This is a genomic window from Clostridium acetireducens DSM 10703, from assembly GCF_001758365.1.
In the GTDB taxonomy this organism is placed as follows: Bacteria; Bacillota; Clostridia; order Clostridiales; family Clostridiaceae; genus Clostridium_C; species Clostridium_C acetireducens.
Map to the genome: position 1 here is coordinate 122,051 of NZ_LZFO01000001.1, position 17,923 is coordinate 139,973.

16 protein-coding genes and 1 pseudogene are annotated in these 17,923 nt (G+C 24.1%); all 17 read right to left on the bottom strand.

Features of this window, described 5'->3' with window-relative positions; genetic code table 11:
* Positions 1 to 38: 38 nt before the first annotated feature.
* Positions 39 to 923, bottom strand: coding sequence for a MurR/RpiR family transcriptional regulator (locus CLOACE_RS00590; protein WP_070109102.1), 885 nt, complete (start codon positions 921 to 923; stop codon positions 39 to 41).
* Between the two features lie 102 nt (positions 924 to 1,025).
* Positions 1,026 to 1,190 carry a DUF4264 family protein gene (locus tag CLOACE_RS00595; protein WP_084027498.1) on the bottom strand — a complete coding sequence of 55 codons (165 nt, stop codon included), beginning with the start codon at positions 1,188 to 1,190 and terminating at the stop codon, positions 1,026 to 1,028.
* A gap of 18 nt (positions 1,191 to 1,208) precedes the next feature.
* Entirely contained in the window at positions 1,209 to 1,751 is a 543-nt protein-coding gene (gene mnmM, locus CLOACE_RS00600) for a tRNA 5-(aminomethyl)-2-thiouridylate-methyltransferase MnmM (RefSeq protein WP_070109103.1), read from the bottom strand.
* A gap of 22 nt (positions 1,752 to 1,773) precedes the next feature.
* Positions 1,774 to 2,484, bottom strand: a complete 711-nt coding sequence (locus tag CLOACE_RS00605; RefSeq protein WP_070109104.1) for a pseudouridine synthase — start codon at positions 2,482 to 2,484, stop codon at positions 1,774 to 1,776.
* 17 nt (positions 2,485 to 2,501) lie between these two features.
* Positions 2,502 to 2,903: an HNH endonuclease gene (locus tag CLOACE_RS00610; protein WP_070109105.1), complete on the bottom strand. Its 402-nt coding sequence runs from the start codon at positions 2,901 to 2,903 to the stop codon at positions 2,502 to 2,504.
* A gap of 106 nt (positions 2,904 to 3,009) precedes the next feature.
* Entirely contained in the window at positions 3,010 to 3,840 is an 831-nt protein-coding gene (locus CLOACE_RS00615; protein WP_070109106.1) for a carbon-nitrogen hydrolase family protein, read from the bottom strand.
* Positions 3,841 to 4,028: 188 nt separating this feature from the next.
* Positions 4,029 to 4,250, bottom strand: coding sequence for a DUF3006 domain-containing protein (locus tag CLOACE_RS00620; protein WP_070109107.1), 222 nt, complete (start codon positions 4,248 to 4,250; stop codon positions 4,029 to 4,031).
* A 415-nt stretch (positions 4,251 to 4,665) separates the two neighbouring features.
* Positions 4,666 to 8,205 (bottom strand): BREX-1 system adenine-specific DNA-methyltransferase PglX, encoded by a 3,540-nt coding sequence (pglX, locus tag CLOACE_RS00625; RefSeq protein WP_070109108.1) that lies wholly within the window; start codon positions 8,203 to 8,205, stop codon positions 4,666 to 4,668.
* Positions 8,206 to 8,279: 74 nt separating this feature from the next.
* Complete coding sequence (locus CLOACE_RS00630) at positions 8,280 to 8,528, bottom strand: CPF_0552 family protein (RefSeq protein WP_070109109.1); 249 nt, start codon at positions 8,526 to 8,528, stop codon at positions 8,280 to 8,282.
* Between the two features lie 69 nt (positions 8,529 to 8,597).
* A complete protein-coding gene (locus tag CLOACE_RS00635; protein ID WP_070109110.1) occupies positions 8,598 to 9,380 on the bottom strand; it encodes a putative hydro-lyase in 783 nt (260 codons plus the stop codon).
* Between the two features lie 476 nt (positions 9,381 to 9,856).
* Positions 9,857 to 10,849, bottom strand: coding sequence for an adenosine deaminase (gene add, locus CLOACE_RS00640; RefSeq protein WP_070109111.1), 993 nt, complete (start codon positions 10,847 to 10,849; stop codon positions 9,857 to 9,859).
* Positions 10,850 to 11,231: 382 nt separating this feature from the next.
* Positions 11,232 to 11,705, bottom strand: a complete 474-nt coding sequence (locus CLOACE_RS00645; protein ID WP_070109112.1) for an HMA2 domain-containing protein — start codon at positions 11,703 to 11,705, stop codon at positions 11,232 to 11,234.
* A 105-nt stretch (positions 11,706 to 11,810) separates the two neighbouring features.
* Entirely contained in the window at positions 11,811 to 12,749 is a 939-nt protein-coding gene (locus CLOACE_RS00650; RefSeq protein ID WP_070109113.1) for a ribonuclease Z, read from the bottom strand.
* 91 nt (positions 12,750 to 12,840) lie between these two features.
* Positions 12,841 to 13,863 carry a spore photoproduct lyase gene (splB, locus tag CLOACE_RS00655; protein WP_070109114.1) on the bottom strand — a complete coding sequence of 341 codons (1,023 nt, stop codon included), beginning with the start codon at positions 13,861 to 13,863 and terminating at the stop codon, positions 12,841 to 12,843.
* Positions 13,864 to 13,984: 121 nt separating this feature from the next.
* The gene (locus CLOACE_RS00660; RefSeq protein WP_278287445.1) at positions 13,985 to 14,176 is read right to left on the bottom strand and encodes a helix-turn-helix domain-containing protein; all 192 of its coding nucleotides are present in this window, start codon (positions 14,174 to 14,176) and stop codon (positions 13,985 to 13,987) included.
* Positions 14,177 to 14,469: 293 nt separating this feature from the next.
* A pseudogene (locus tag CLOACE_RS00665) lies at positions 14,470 to 15,042 on the bottom strand (MATE family efflux transporter); the annotation flags it as partial.
* A 164-nt stretch (positions 15,043 to 15,206) separates the two neighbouring features.
* Positions 15,207 to 17,822, bottom strand: a complete 2,616-nt coding sequence (locus tag CLOACE_RS00670) for a coiled-coil domain-containing protein (protein ID WP_070109115.1) — start codon at positions 17,820 to 17,822, stop codon at positions 15,207 to 15,209.
* Positions 17,823 to 17,923: the final 101 nt, after the last annotated feature.

Consider the following 17,923-nt stretch of genomic DNA (forward strand, 5'->3'; position numbering starts at 1 on the left):
CATTAATAGTACGTACTATTAATGAAGGGTTTTTATTTTTAATATTCTTCTTTATCTTTAGAAGAGTATACACCGTATTCCTTCCATATATTTTCCAAATCGTTAAATGTCTTTGATATATTATCTTTTTCTCTTAAACCTACTGCTATTATAAGTGCATTTATAACGCTTAAAGGTGCTACTAGAGAGTCTACAAAGGAAGCCATATTGCTTTGTGCTATTAATGTATAATCAGACTTAGAAGCAAGAGGTGATAATAGACTGTCTGTTAGTACAGCAACTTTTGCTCCTCTACTTCTTGCAAAAGTTAATGCTTCTATAGTTTTTGCAGCATATCTAGGAAATCCTATGCCAAAAACAAAATCCTTTTCTGTTAAATTTATCATTTGTTCAAATATATCACTAATGCCATAACTTATTACTTTTACATTATCTAATATTATACTTAAATAAAATCCTAAGAATTCTGATAAAGCTGTAGAGCTTCGTAATCCTATTATATATATTTTTTCTGCATCAAATATACTATTTACAATATTATCAAAAGTTTTATGATTTATTTTTTCTAATGTAGCTCTTATATTTTCCATATCTGATTTTAATACACTCTTTAAAGCAGATTCTTGACTTATAAAATCATTAGATAACTCTATTCTCTGAACAGTAGTTAATTTAGTTTTTATTAAGTTATGCAAAGCCTTTTGTAATTTAGGATAGCCACTAAATCCCAATTCATTTGCAAATCTAACAACAGTAGATTCACTAACTCCCACACTAGTACCAAGTTTAGCAGCAGTCATAAAAGCGGCTTTATCATAGTGTTTTAAAATATATTCTGCAATTAATTTTTGTCCTTTACTTAGTCTTGGAAACTTTATTTGAATTGTATGCATTAAGTCTATATCTTGCTTATTTTCTCCCATCCTAAAATCCTATCCCTTCTCTGCATTATATACAAATTTATGAAAGTTTTATTTCATTTTATCATCTATTATATAGTTTATCAATAATACTTTCATAAATAATTAAATTTCTTTATATATTGTTATTACACTATTTTCTTCATTTAAGCTTAAACCAAAAATGAATTCTGAATCACCTAAGTTTTTATTTAAAAAATCTACTACTTTATATAATTCATAATTTGAATCAAATTCTTTAGAAGCAACTACTTCTAATTCATTATTCATTTTTATCCTCCCATTAATTTATTTTTTTTCTATTATTATTAGCGAAGGCGGATTATTGTCTCTATTAATAAAAGTATGTAATAGTACTGCAAATTTATTTTTAGGTAAGTTTTTTACTAAAGATTTTATATAGTATTCTTCTTGTTTACCTTCAGTATGACCTGTATATATAGCTATACTTATAAAACCACCACTATCTAATAGTGTTAAAGCAGATTTTATACTGGTTATGGTAGAGTTGTATTTTGTAGTTATTTCTTTGTTGCCACCAGGTAAAAAGCCTAAATTATATATAACACAGTTTACTTTTTCTTTTATATATTTATTTAATTCTTCATGAGAATCTTGTATTAGTAGTACATTTTTTTTGTTTTTACAAGCATATTTATCTATAGCTTCTTTTTGAATATCAAAGGAATATACTTTTTTAAATATACTACTTAAAAAATCTGTATCATAGCCATTGCCTAAAGTAGCATCTATAGCTATTTCAGTGTTTAAACAAAATTTACTTATTATATAATGAGATATTGAGCTTACGTCCTTTACATAATTAAACATATTAATCCTACCTTTTAGTCAATTATAGTGTTTTTAAATAGTTAATTTCTTTTTTATTTAAATGTCTCCATTTACCTAGGGGTAAATTTTTTAATTTAATTTTCCCTATAGCAATTCTTTCAAGGTTAATTACAGGATGATTTATTGCGTTACACATTTTTCTTATTTGTCTGTTTTTACCTTCATGTATTATTAGTTTTACTTTGCTATAGCCATTGAAAGTTTTTATTAAATGAAATTTTGCAGGAGCGGTTATATATCCTCCTATATCTATGCCAGAACAAAAATTTTTTATTTCATTTTCTGAAGGTATTCCTTTAATATCAGCTAAATATACCTTATCTATTTCCACTTTAGGATGGATTATTTTATTGTATACATCTCCATCATTAGTTAATAATATTAATCCTGTTGTATCACTGTCTAATCTTCCTATAGGGTATATTCTTTCTTTTGTACATACCAAATCTATTATAGTTTTTCTACCTTTTTCATCTTTAACGGTGGATATATATCCTATAGGTTTGTTTAACATTATATATAATTTATTTTCTTCAACTTTAATTAATTTATTATTTACATACACTTTATCTTTAAAAGGATCAACTTTATATCCTAATTCACATATTATTTCATTATTTACTTTTACTTTTTTATTTAAAATTATTTCTTCGCATTTTCTTCTAGATGCAACTCCACATCTAGCCATGTACTTTTGTAGCCTTTCCTTCATACAAAAAAGGTCCCCCTTTATAATACTTGGCAAAATTTTTGGTAAATATCTTCTAACATATATTTATTATAAGTTTTATTTCCCATAAGCCCTTTTATAATATCTGTTTTTTTAAAACCTTCTTTATATAATTTAAAATCTTTAGTAAGTTTTTTAGATTGACTGCTATTTAATTTTAAAATACTTATTAATTCTTCTATTGTATAAAAATCTTTAACTAAAATATTTTTTAGTTTAGTTTGCAATTCTAATTTATATTGTATATCTATTTTTTTATTTTTATGAGGACCATTTTTACCTCTATGGTGTTCTGGACATAAATATTTAAAATTAAGCGGAAAGTCAAAGCCACCTTCACTTTTATATACTATATGATGTCTTTCGGCTTCTTCTTTTGCACAAATTTCACACTTTTCCAATAGATATCCTCCCTTATAAATTTTCTATACAATATAATAATATACAATAATAGTATATGCGTCAATTTTGTGTTATTTACTAAAAATTATTATTAAATGCAGTATATTATAAAACACTTAATTTATATATATCTGTTCTTCTATGTTTAATAAGCGGAAGTTGTTCTCTTATTTCTTCTATTAAATTTAAATTAATATCTTCAATTAATATGCCTTCTTTTTCATCCATTTCATTAATTATATTTCCCCAAGGATTAGAAATTATAGAGTGACCATAAGCTTTATAGGAACTTTCTATATTTCTTGCAGGAGAAATACCAAACATATATATTTGATTATCCAGTGCTCTACTTTTAAATAAAGTACTCCAATGAGCAGGCCCAGTAGTCATATTAAAAGCAGCAGGTATAAAAACCATTTTTGCACCTTTTAAACTCATTATTCTTATTAATTCTGGGAATCTAATATCGTAGCATATAGCAACTCCTATTTTACCCCATTTAGTATCTACAATAGTTATATCATTTCCTCTTGATAATACTTCAGATTCCATAAATTTAATTTTATCTTTTATATTAATGTCAAAAAGATGGATTTTTCTATGCTTACCTATAATTTTCCCATTGTCATCAAATATGAAACAAGTATTATATATGTTTTCTTTTTCATCTTTTTCAGGTATAGAGCCGCCTATTAAATATACTTTTTCTTCTTTAGCTATATTAGATAATGTATTTATAGTCTCTCCTTCTAGATAACTTTCAGAGTATGAACGAAAGCATTTATTATTGTAAGGACAATTAAACATTTCAGGTAAAGCTATAATTTTTGCACCTTTTTTAGAAGCTTTTAATATCATTTTTTTAGCTTTTTCTATATTTAATATTTTGTCTTTTTGTATTAGCATTTGGCATAAAGCAACTTTTAAAGATTTCATTATACAAATCCTCCTAATTAAAGTTTTTATAATTTTTATATAAGTATACCATTAAATAAATAGTTTATAAATTTCTTGCTATATACTTTTTGGTTTACTTTTGTTTTAAAATCATAATAAATGTTATGTATACTTAATACTATATAATTAAAAAATAATATTTTTGTATATTTTTTAATAAATTCTAATTACTCCCATAAATCATCACATAATTTTTCTATTTCTTCTTTTAATTTTTTAGTTTCTTCTTTATCTAATACAAAGTTTTCTCCATTATAAACTATTACATCTCCTTCTTTAATATCAGCAGGTAGTTTGCTTATTTCTATGTTTACCATTTGTTTATAATTTGTTTCTATTACAGCATAATCTCCTTCAAATCTATCTATTATTCCTCTTTTAAAATTCATAAAAACATATCTCCTTTAATAGCATTTATAAAAATTTATTTATTATTAATTTTATTTTTTTTGTATAGTTTTTATTTAATAATTATTTCTAAAATTTATTATAATATAAAATATGCAAAAAAATAATCTAGGCACAAATATTTTTCCCTAGATTAAGGTGTTTAATAAAACATTTTTTAAAAATATTTTATTAAATTAAATTATATAAAAAATTTGAGGAGAGTTTAAAACTCACAATTCATTTAGTAAGTATTTTATATTGATAATTATATCATCTAAACAAGGTTTGTCAATAATATATTTTATTCTTTTACACGAAAAAAGTCGTTTTTTATTTTAAAATCGACAAAATATTAATAAATGAATTTTTAATAAAACAATTTAATATTTAAAACTTATTACAATTTTAAATTTATTAAATTTTATATAATAAATTCCCAAATTTATTATAGTTAATTTTGATACCTTCTTGCAATTTTATTTCAATATTTGATTTAATAAAATCATTTAATAATTCATCATATTCTTTAGTTTCTTTTGCATATTTTTTTATTTTGTTAATTTTTTTATTAAGTACTTTTAATTTAGATTTATTTGAACTATCATTAGAAGCTAAATTATTTAAATTATATGCTTTTTCACTTAAATAAATTTTATATTTGCTAATATATTCTTTACTTATTTTTGAAATTAAATTTTTATCATATCTATGAATATATATTAAAGCATTAAAAGCTTTATTTTTTCCAGAAGTAAATAACCAGTATATAGGTCTTTTATTGTATATTTTTAAGTGATCTTTATAAAATTCATTTAAAAAATATCTTTTTATAGTATCTTTAGGTTTTTCGCCATCTTTTTTACCTAATACTTGTGCAATAAAATCTATATTATAAATTAATTGTTCATTACCAAAAGTAATTCTTACAAAATCAAAAAAGTTACTTACTATATCTTTTTGAAAGTATTTAGTTTCATTATTTAAAATAGGAATAATATTATTTTCTGAAACTTTAAAAGTTGTATAATTATATTTATTAAAATCTCCGCCAGCATATTGTAATCCTAAATTATCTAAAGAATATCTTCCAAACATACACCCTACTGCATAAGATATAAAACTTTTTATTTCTCTATTTAAATTAGCTTTTTTTATTGTAATGTCTTCTTCTTTTAATTTATAATCTATATATTTTTCTAATCCATATATATTTATGAAAAGTTTATTTATTTCTTCTTCATTATTTTTTAACTTATTAAACTGTGAATTGCAAGTACTTTCCCAATTATTATATGCATTTTTTATTAAATTTGTTTCATTTTTATATTTTAAAAGCGGATGAATAGTAAAGTCCCAAGACATTTCAAAGGAATCCCAATTTTTTTTACTTATTTCAATACATTCTTTTGCCAATACTTCTATTTTATATTTTTTAATTTTATCTTTAGTTTTAATTATTGGTAAAAGACCTATATTACCTACTTGAAAATTCATAGTTGGATTTAATATATTTAAAAATATAAAAGCTAATTTAGAACATAAAAAAGCTAGTATATAATAAAAATCTTCATCTTTAGGAAATAAAGATGAACCTCCTACATCAAATATAAATCCGTAAGGAGAATATCTAACTCCAAAATTACTTGAACTTACAAAAGACCAAGTTATGCTTTTTTTAAAATAATATTTACGGTTTTTAATTACAAACTCTGGATCTGTTATATTGGGATATTTTTTCTTAACTAGATCTATTAAAATATCTCCATTATTTTCGTAATTAACTATGTATTTATTGTTTCCATACCATTTTCTCATTTTACCACCTTTATTATATGGAAACCAAGAAAATTTACTTTCTTTAGCTTCTTCTGCACTTTTAAAATTAAGACCTATTTCATTTATATTAATTTCTGTCCAGTATCTTAAAAATTTATTATTATCTGTAGTAGCCATGCCTTGCTTAGGTTCTGCAATATACTTTAATGGTTTTCCTATTTTAAATATTTCTCTTATAGGGTCATTTATCCAATAAACTATAGGTGAACCTGGAATTTTATAATAATTCAAATTATTACACACATATATTTCTTTTTTAGATAAAAATGCTTTTTCTTTTTCTTCAGAACTATTATAATCAATTAATCTTATATAAGTTCCTTGGAAGTTTTTTATGTCATTATTAAATAATACAAAAGCAGTAGTTTGAACCACTTCACCAGCTATATCTTCAAAGGCTTTAGTTCCTAAATGAAGCATATTTACTATGGTTTTTTTATTAATTATGTGTTCTCTAAGTTTTTCATAACTAGATAAAAACATCCAAGAATGTTGAGTTATCATGGCTATAAATCCTTGTTTTTTTGAAAAATCAAAACTTCTTTCTATAAATACAGAAAACAAATCATTTCTTGAATTAGGAAAGTTTTTACTTACATACTTTGATAATTTGCTATTCATACCTTTTCTTATACCTAAATAAGGAGGATTAGTACATACTATATCATATTTCTTAATCATTATAATAGCTTGCTTGTATACACTATTTAATTTTTCTTTAAAGTATTGAAATTCCTTAGTAAATTTTGAATTGGGAATATAATTATTAATAAATTCTAGTCTTTCTTTCCAAAAATCTTTATCGAATTTATCAATTTTTATAATGGAACCATATTCTTTACCATCTAAAAATTTATCAAATAAATAATCTATTTGTTTTTTAGCATATTCTTTATTATCTACTTTATTGTCTATTAGAAAATATTTATATTTATTTATATTTTTTGTTTCCTCTATATAGGTTATATTTATATTTATTTTTTCTTTTTTTATTTGGTTAAAAAAATCTTTGTTTTTTTCTCTTCCTTTCATGATTACAGAAAAAATAGAAAGCCAGCAAGCTCTATAATCTATATCTAACCCATATAAATTCTTTTCTATAATTATTTTAGGAATTTCTTTTTCATCATACCCTTCTTTTAAGTACAGTTCATATAATAAATCAAAAGCATATACTAATATATGTCCTGAACCACACGCAGGATCTAATATAGTTATATTTTCTATATTAAAATTTTTATAAAATTCCTTTATAGAATCTAACATTTTTGTAACACTTTCTAATTGATTAGAATCCTCTATATAATATTTAAATTGATTTTTTATATTATTATGTAAATTTAAAATTCTTCCTAAACTGTTTTCCAACATATATTTAATTATCCATTTAGGAGTAAATAATTGAGTAGCTACAGGTAAATTTTCTTTTGATACTTTTATTTTCTTTTTTATATTAGCAAAAACTTGCTGTTTTTTTTCTGATATATAAAATTGATATAACCATCCTATTATTTCTATTTCTTTAAAATCTTCTTCTTTTATACATTGAACAAGCTGCATAATAATAGAATTTTTATTTAAAAGATTATCTGGAAGAAGTAATTCTTCCCAATCATTTATTTTTTTAAATAAAAAAGGAAATGATTCACTTAATTGATTGTACTGAAAAATTAAACAATATTTATATAATTCTTCTATTTTATTTTCTTTTTTAAGTTTTAAAAATTTATTTAGGTGTATTTCTGAATTACATTTTAATGACTTTAATATAATTTCAGATTTTAGTAGTTCTTCTTTTTTAAATGAAAATATCTTAAAAGGTATATACTTATTAACTTCCATATATCTTAAAGTTATAAATCTATTAAACCAAGTACAGGCAATTTCCTCCATAGTTTCCTCAAAGCCATTTTTGTTAATTTTTGAAATAAGACTATCTCTTTGAATTTTAATTTTCTTAGAAATAATTTTATCTTCCAAAAAAAATTTATTTCCTACTTGTTTAAGTTTCTTTATTTCTTTTTTTGATATTCCTATATTATAAGCTTTTTCTAACATTTGATGTATAAGAGTTTGCCTAGCCCAAACTGCATAGTTCTTAATTGAGTTTTTGTTCATATAATGTCTCCTTTTAAAAATATTTTTGCGTTTAAAATTTTATTAGACTATGTTTAAAACATAGTCTAATAAAATTACAATACCATATAGTTTACTTTAACACCTTCTATAATTTCTAAATCCTTTTTTAATTCTTCTACTTTTTCTATATCACCATGTAGTTGTAGTATTATAAGACCTTTTTGAGAACACATATTCTGGTCAGCTTCATGAAGTCCTAATCTTGTTTTTATTATACAACCATGTTTTGTTAATACATCCTGTACATCAACAGCATGAGCATTTCTTGGTTCAATAGTTAAAGCCATTATAATAGTATTCATATATATTCTCTCCTTCTTAGTAATTATTAATTTATTATTAGTATTTTATATAAATATTAATAAATTCATTTAAAATAATGCCAAATCATTCTCTTTAATATCTGTAATAAACATATGTCCTGGTGAATGAGTAATAACAAAGTCTGGTTTAACTCTCATAATAGCTGCTTGAGGTGTTACACCACAAGCCCAAAATACAGGCACTTCACCTTCTTTTATAGTTACACTATCTCCAAAGTCTGGTTTATTAATGTCTTCTATACCTATTTTTTTAGGATCTCCATAATGTATAGGAGCACCATGTACTTGAGGAAATCTTGAAGTAACATCTATAGCTTTTTGTACTAAATCTTTTGGCATAGGTCTCATGCTCACCACCATAGGACCATTAAACATACCTGCTGGTTTACATTCTATATTTGTTATGTACATAGGAACATTTTTATTTTCTTCTATATGTCTTATAGGTATATTAGCATCTTCTAGAGCTTTTTCAAAAGTAAAGCTACATCCAAGTAAAAATGAAACTAAATCTTCAGACCAATATTTTTTTATATCTGTAACCTCTTCTACTAAATTTCCATTTTTATAAATTCGATATTTTGGAATATCGCTTCTTATATCTCCTGTAGGAGCTGTAACTATAGGAGTATATTTACCTGGTTCACAAACATCTAAAATAGGACAAGGTTTAGTGTTTCTTTGACAAAATATAAAAAAATCTAAAGCATACTTATATGGAAGCACTACTAAATTTGCTTGAGTATATCCATAAGCCAATCCTGGAGTAGGCTTTGTCCACATACCTTCTCTAATTTTTTGTCTAGCTTCTTTAGCATTTTTAAATTCCATTTTTAAAACTCCCTTCATACCATAAATGTGAAATGTACACTATTAATTTTATCAATTATAAGAAAATTATAACATATACAAAAAGTTTTTTAAAAACTTTTATTTTTGGCTTTTAATTAAATTGTTGAATAAAAAATAATTAATATAATTTACAGATAGAAAATAATCAAAAATAAGCTGTATAAAAATAATAAGGCAGCCTCATAAAGAGAGTTTGTAAATAATTTGAATGAATTTTAGACACTCTTAGAAGAAAAAATAAAAAAACTCCGTAATTCATCACAGGACGTGATGAGCCAATTTCCGCCCCAAGGACGGGGCATAAATTGGGTAGGAGTTTTTTTATTTTTTATTCTTAGAGTGTCTTAATGAAATGACTTATTTACAAACTCTCTTTATGAGGCTGCCTTATTATTTTTACACAGATTATTTTTAATTATTTTCTATATGCAAATTTTCTTAGTGATTTTTTATTTTCAAATTAACTTTTTTAATTTAATTTTTGTATCTGAACCAGCAAAAGAAGCATCTATACTGTTTAAATAAAGTTGCTTATAATCATCATAATCCATATTAAATTCTTTAAACAATGTCTCATATTCTTTATTTAAGGTTGTATTAGATACTGTTCTATTGTCTGTATTTACTGTTACTTTAATTCCATCTTTATAAAAATCATAAATTGGGTGATTTTTAATGGAATTTACTGCTTTTGTTTGAATATTGCTAGTAGGACACATTTCAAGAGGAATTCTTTTGTTTTTTACAATATCATATGCTGCTTTGCAATTTTTTATAAAAACGCCATGACCAATTCTTTCAGCACCAAGCATATTAATTGCATCAAATACATTTTCTCCTACTCCCGTTTCTCCAGCGTGAATTGTTATTCTATAACCATATTCTCTAGCTAATTTAATAGGCTCTATATATTTTTCACAAAATCCCGGGTCTTCATTAGCACATAAATCTACAGCTATTGCACCTTGTTTAATGAAGTTTTTCCCCGATTCTATTATATCAAATACCGTATCTACAGGCATGTTTCTTAAGCATCCTAAAATTAAATTTCCTTTTATATCAAATTTATTTTCTGCATCTTTTATTCCAGCTAGCACACTTTCAATTACTTCTTCAATACTTAATCCTTTTTCTGTATGAAGCAATGGTCCAAACCTTACTTCTATATACTTTACATTTTCTTTTGCTGCATCTTCTAATAATTCATAAGAAACTCTTCTAAGACTATTTTTTGATTGCATAACTGCTACAGGAATTTTAAATCTTTCAAGGTATTCTACAAGTGACTTACATTCCATAGGTGCTATTAACATATTTTTTACATGCTCTATTTCATAAGAAGGAATTTCTATATTTTCCTCTTTTGCTATTTCTATAACAGTTTCTGGTCTAAGGCTGCCATCTAAATGACAATGCAATTCAACCTTTGGTAATTTTTGAAAATCCATGTTGTTCCCCTCCTTTTTTTAGACTTTATTATTATTTTAACATAAATATATAATTGAAATAATTTCAGAGAAAAAAGAATTGAAAATAATCTATATAAAAATAATAAGACCGTCTCATAAAGAAAGTTTGTAAATAATTTGAATGAATTTTAGACACTCTTAGAAGAAAAAATAAAAAAACTCCGTAATTCATCACAGGACGTGATGAGCCAATTTCCGCCCCAAGGACGGGGCATAAATTGGGTAGGAGTTTTTTTATTTTTTATTCTTAGAGTATCTTGATGAAATGACTTATTTACAAACTTTCTTTATGAGACGGTCTTATTATTTTTATATAGATTATTTTCAATTCTTTTTTCTCTGAAATTATTCTACCTTTTCTCTATCTTCTAAAGCATCTGCCACATGCTTTAATTCCCTTTTGTCCTGCAAAACCTAGTCCAAGAGTCTTTCCTATTGCCATTAAAGGATTTGAAGAATTTAATGGATTAACCATTTCTATTAAATTTCCTACCATATCAGAATTAGATGACATTCTTCCTTTTCCTTTACCACTACCGCTTTTTCCAAAACTTTGCTTTACAGTATCTAATCCCTTATTTTTAAGTGTTTCTTTTATATTGTTAACAAGTTCTCCTTTATCTTGCATACATTTACTTGCTAATTCTATTACTTTATTTTCGCCTATAATATCAGAATTATATTCTATTAAAAGACTTCCTATTCTTTCGTTAATTCTGTAATTTTTAATTCCTTCTACTTTATTAATTTCATTTTGTAATTTTGCAATAACTTCTCCATTTTTAAAAGCACCATCTTTAAATCTTATTCTTCCTTTAATATTAGAAGTAATCATAATAATACATACCCCCTGTAATTAGTTAAATTTATAGAATATTCTTCAATATTTAACTAAATTATATATATACTTTGTAATTATGTCAACTAAAAACATAAACCTTTATTTTTCAAAAGTTAAAGTTTTAGTCATTCTATCTTCACCAATTTGTACATTAGGGAAAATATCTTTTGCAAAATGAATAAACTGATGTGGATTTTCCATTGCAGTGCTAAAATGTGTTAACATAAGCTCTTTAACTTGTGCTTTTTTAGCAATTAAAGCTGCTTGTGAAAAAGTCATGTGTTTATTTTTTATAGCTTTATCTTTGTCATCATCTTTTCCATAGGTACCTTCACATATTAAAATATCGCTTTTTTCTACAAAAGAAACTATATTATCAATAGGTAATGTATCTGTTACATAAGAAAATTTTATACCTTCTCTTTCTTCGCCTAAAACTTCAGAGGGTTCATATACTTTTCCTTGAAAATTTACACTACTGCCATTTTGAAGTATATTCCAAATATCTTTAGGTACTTGATTTTTTAAAGCTTTTTCTAAATTAAACTTTGGTGTTCGATTTATATTAAAAGCGTAAGCTATACATGGAGCAGAATGTTCTAATTCTAAAGTATTTATACTAATTTCCCCTTTATCTGATAATAAAAGATTTTCGTTAGTACAAGTAAAATTTAAAGTTTCATTTCTATGTTCAATTATATTTAATTCATAAGTCATATATGGAACTATTATTCTTAACCCATTTACTACTTCTTTTATTCCCACAGGTCCAATTATAGTTAAAGGCTCTATACGTCCACTATTTGCAATAGTTGCTAAAAGTCCTGGAAGACCTACTATATGATCGCCGTGCCAATGAGTTATGCATATAATATCTATATTTTTAAAACCAGTCCTAGCAATTTTCATAGAAACTTGTGTTCCCTCTCCACAATCTATTAAAATTTTATGACCTTTATAATTTAAAAGTGCTGCTGATAAATTTCTCTCTGGCGTTGGCATTCCTCCACCAGTTCCTAGAAGTATCATATCAAGCATTTTTAGTCCCTTCTTTCTAGTTATTTATATACATTCTAGATAAGTATTTTTAATATATTATATCATAGGGATAATTTTTTTAATTACTATATCAAATTATATATTTAATATGTGCATCTTTAAATTTATCACTTAATTCCTCTTTAAAAAAATTTTTTATTTCTTGTAATTGTTCATTAGGATATATGTACTTTCCATATCCAAATTGTCCATATTTAAATTTTCTTTCTTCTTCTTTCATGGGTAAAGTAGTTTCTGGAAATATTTCAAGTATAGTATTTTTAGCTTTAGTGGTAAATCTATGAGATATTACTTCAAATCCAATAGGGACTTTTAAATCTTGTGGTAATGTTTTATGTAACATATCTATAAGTTTTCTATATTCCTCTTTCCAATTTTCATATATAAATACCGGTGCTATTATAAATCCTATAGGATAGCCATGTCTTGCAAGTTTAGCTGCGGCTTCTATGCGTTTATGAGCAGAAGCTGTGAAATGTTCATATTCATTTATTATACTATATGTATTCAAACTAAATCTAATTTCTGTGTGAGAATTATGATTAACTTGCAATAAACTATCTATATCATTATATTTTGTCACAAACCTAAATTTTGCCAGCTGTTCACCTGCAAAATATTCTATACATGTTTTTAATGAATTAGTATAGGGTTCTACAGGAATTGGATCTGAAGTTGCTGATCCTTCAAATATAGTTATCTCTGGACTTCGTGCTTGTATATATTTTTTAGCCTGATTTAATATTTCATCAATATTTGCATAAACTCTTACAAAAGGTTTATTCCCTAATTGGGTATTTAAATAGCAATACTCACATTGTCCCATACAACCAGTAACTAAAGGTAATTGATAATGAGCTGATGGTTTACAACTTTGAAATTTTAAACTCTTTTTTACTCCTACAACTAATGTTTTTTTACCTGCCCTATACTTCTCATACATATTTTCTCCTGGTATAGATGAAATAATTTTATTTGATGATAATTTTATAATTTCAACATTAGAATCATTTTTAAATCTATTATATATATATTTGCCAAGTTCATAATCTAAAGCACCTTTTTCAAATAAAACTAATCTAGGACTGAACATAGTACACCAACTTTCTACTAAAATCCAATTTTTTCTATATTTTAGTTTTAAATTTTTTTATTATTAATGCATTTATATATATTATATTGAATATTACAAGATTCTATACAAGTATGCGTACTTATAAAAAATGCTCTGAAAAATTATTTTCTTTTCTATATTCTTTTAGAAGAACTCCAATTACGCTTTTAAAAGCTGATGTAAATTTACTAGCATTTAAATATCCTAAAGATATAGCAATATCATTAATATTTTTTTCAGTAGTAGCAAGTAAAAAAGCCGCTCTATTCATTTTATACTTTTTTACAAAAATTCTTCCTCCTTAACTACTCTAATATGACTCATTTCCCAAGGATTTGTTTCTCTATTTTTATTATTCATTTTCATTAATATTTTTACCAAAGCCTATATAAATTTAGTAAAAATTTTCTCACCTCTTTTTTTAGTTTGTTTTATAGATTATCTGTAAAATTTATGTATCTTGTCTGTATTTACCTTTTTTATAATTATATAAGAATTACTACTAAAAAAACGTACCAATTTAGGCACGTTTTTTATAATATATTAAAAATGCTCTTAATTTTAATTATTACATACTATTTCTTTATCTCCAAAAGCTTTAATTAAAATTGGATCTAAAACAATATTTAATACAGCTCCGAAAGCCATAATTGACATTGCTTTTTTCATTAAACCTTCTCCACGCATAACCATATTAGCACTTTGAGCAAAATTTACAAAAATAGAACCAATAAAAACAATTCTAAGATAACGAACTCCTAACTCTAGTATTTCTCCATGAGCTCCACTAACTGCAAGTAATTGTCTAGTAAAAATTAATCCAATTACCATAATAATAGTTGAAAGTAATAAAACTAATGCAATTAAATTTCCCATTATTTTATCTATTATTTCTTGATCTTTATTTCCAATGGCTCTAGATAAAACCGAAGCTGAACCTATTCCTATTAATGTAGATATTCCTGAATTAAATAATGTTATAGGATATGCTATTGATATAGCACCCATTGCATTTTCTCCAATTAACTGCCCTGCAAATACTCCATCCATAAAAGAATATAATCCAATTACAACCATTCCAATAATAGCTGGTGCACATAATTTAAACATAAGTTTTATAGGTGATTCTTGTAATAACATTTCTCTTGTATCTTGCATTATCTTGTATAGTATCTATTAAATACTATACTCCCCCCTCTCAAATTATATTAATTAACATTAGTATAATTGAGATTAATTATCATTTCTACTCTATTGCTATATAAAATGCTCCATAAAATTATTTATATATATTCTTTTTCTTACACTATAATTTATGGATGCTAAAATAAATCCATTTGATCTACAGAAACTTCTTCTAATATAAATCTAGAACCTATTAGATTTTCTGTGAATTCTTCTCCTTTCACTTTCTCGGATCTTAAATATTTTAAACCACTTTTCAATTTTGATGATATTAGATTTAACACATATATGTTATCAAACCTATTATATATAGAATCTCCTCCTAATCCTGAAAAACAAATAAGCTGAGTATTGCTCTTTTTTGCTATGTCCATAAGAGGTTTTAATAAATGCTCTGCACTAGTTTGGGCAAAAGGATTATCCATTATAATAACTTTACCATCTTCATTATTAGAAAATATATCTGTTTCATCTCTTTTCATGTAAGATAATAAGCTAGATAATATTACAAAAGCGGAAAGGAAACCCTCTCCTCCTGAATTTTGAGAAACATCGTTCCAACTTATTTGTACTTGTTTGTCTTCTTCTATTTTATAAAGCTTAACATCAATATTACTTATAGATACTACTTCATTGTAAAGTTCACAGGTATTAATGCTTTTTGATATTAAATCTTCTATATTTTCATTATTTTTTAATCTTAATAATGCTTTATTTGTAAGTGTTTCTATATAATCATTCACTCTTAGTTTATAAATATCACTATTACTTTCCCACTGTGGTAACTTTATATTAAGCATTTTTACATATTTATCTCTTATTTTTATAGATGAATTATTATCAATTTTTCCAATGTTTGTATGTACTTCTAACACATATTCATAAATACTTTGACATACATTTTCTTTTTCCTTTGTAATTAAATCAATATCTGCTTGAAGCTTTTCCATTAAAGCACTATGAGCATCTAAAGTTATGCTTAAATTTTCTATTACTATTTCTGGTTTATCCACGCTTTTTTCAATAGTTTCTAAAGATTTTCTAAAAAAATCATCCTCAAAAAATTCTGGCTTTCTAGATACTTTATTAATTTCTTCAATTAAAAGTAAACTTTTCTTTCCTTCTTCTTCTTTGGAGTGTCTTAAATCTCTTTGTAACTCTCCTCTAAATTTATTAAAATCTTCCACCGCTACATCTATATTGATTTTTTCCATTATATTAAAATCTTTAAACTCTTCTAAATTAGATAAATTGCTTTCAATTATATTAATAATTTTAAAAGTTTTATCCTTTTGAAGTATAACTTCTTCTAATTTGTGTTTGTTTTCAAAAATTCTATTTTTAAAGTCTATACTTATTATGTTTTCCCTTTCTTTAGGTTGATATTTACCAAAATCATCTTTTATTTTAGTATATAAATTTTCTATTTTGCTTTCTAATTTTGCATAGATTATATTTAATTTATTTATATCTTCATTAATATTATTTGAACTTTCTTTAACAGTTTTTAACTCTCTTTTTATTTCTTGTTCTTTAAATCTATCATAGGCTACTTCTCTATATTGTTCCTCTTTTATGTTGTATTCATCTTGCTTGTTTATTAAATCTTCTTCTTTATTCTTTAATCTTTCATTAGCATCTTTTAGATTATCTTCTAAAAGTTGTATATCTGAAGAAAGCTCTTTTGTTAAACTATCATATCTAGCTTCTAAATCCTCTATGTCTTTTTCAATTATATGTCCATTATTATATTGAAAATATTTTGTTAAATTTTTTTCAGTTTCATTAAGTTTTGATTTTAAATGTGTTAAATCTTCAAGAAAATTTGATAAAGAATTTTCTAAGTTTTCTTTTTCATTATTAATAATGCTTTTTTTATTATTAAAATCTTCTAGTATTAATTTGTTTTTTTCTAAATTCTCTTTATTATTTACATATATTTCATACTTCTTAGATAATGTTTGAAAATCTTCTAATTCCATTTTTAATTTGTATTGCTCTGTTTCTCCTTCTCTTATAGATTTATTAGTTTTTTCTATAATTCTATTTATTTCTGATATAGCATCTCTAGTAGAGTTTAAAATGCTATCTTTTAAATTTAGTTCTTCTTCTTTTAAAACTAGTTGTTTTTGAAGATTTTCATAATTATTCTTATCTAAAGTAGAATATTCTATTTGATTTTTATTATTTTCATAAAATTCAATATCTTTTTCCTTAATATTTATATTTTCCATTAAGTTATTAATTTGATTTTTCTTTTCTTTAAGTAGTTTCTTTAGTTCTTTTTCATTGATTAATTTATTATTAAAAGCTAAATAAAATGTGACTTCTTCTAAATTATATAATTCACTGCTATTTTTATTAGATTTCAAGTTTAAACTATCCCTTCTAATAATAGGTATAGGATAGTATGTAAATATTTCTAAATTCTCTTTTTCTAATTTAATTAAATCATCTTTTTCCATAATTAAAGAATAGGGAAGAAAAGGGTTATTTTTTATTAATATTAAATTTTCTTCTTCACTATAGTTATTTTTCTTAAGCCAATCCATTCCATATATGATTTTGATATCCCTTTCATGAAGTTTATCTTCCATATCTTTAGGTATATCCAATATTTTTCCTAATTCAAGTTTATTATATTCCTCTTTTAATTTATTTAATTTAATATAATTACTTTTTTGTTCTTCTTTTAATACTAAAATTTTTCTATTAAATCTTTCAATTGAGTAAATTTCATATTTTATAATCATTGATTTTACTAACTTTTTTATTATTCAAAAAGGAAATTCACCCCAAAATGTCGAATATTTAAGTACCACCAAAAATACACAACAAAGAGGAGTGAATACTT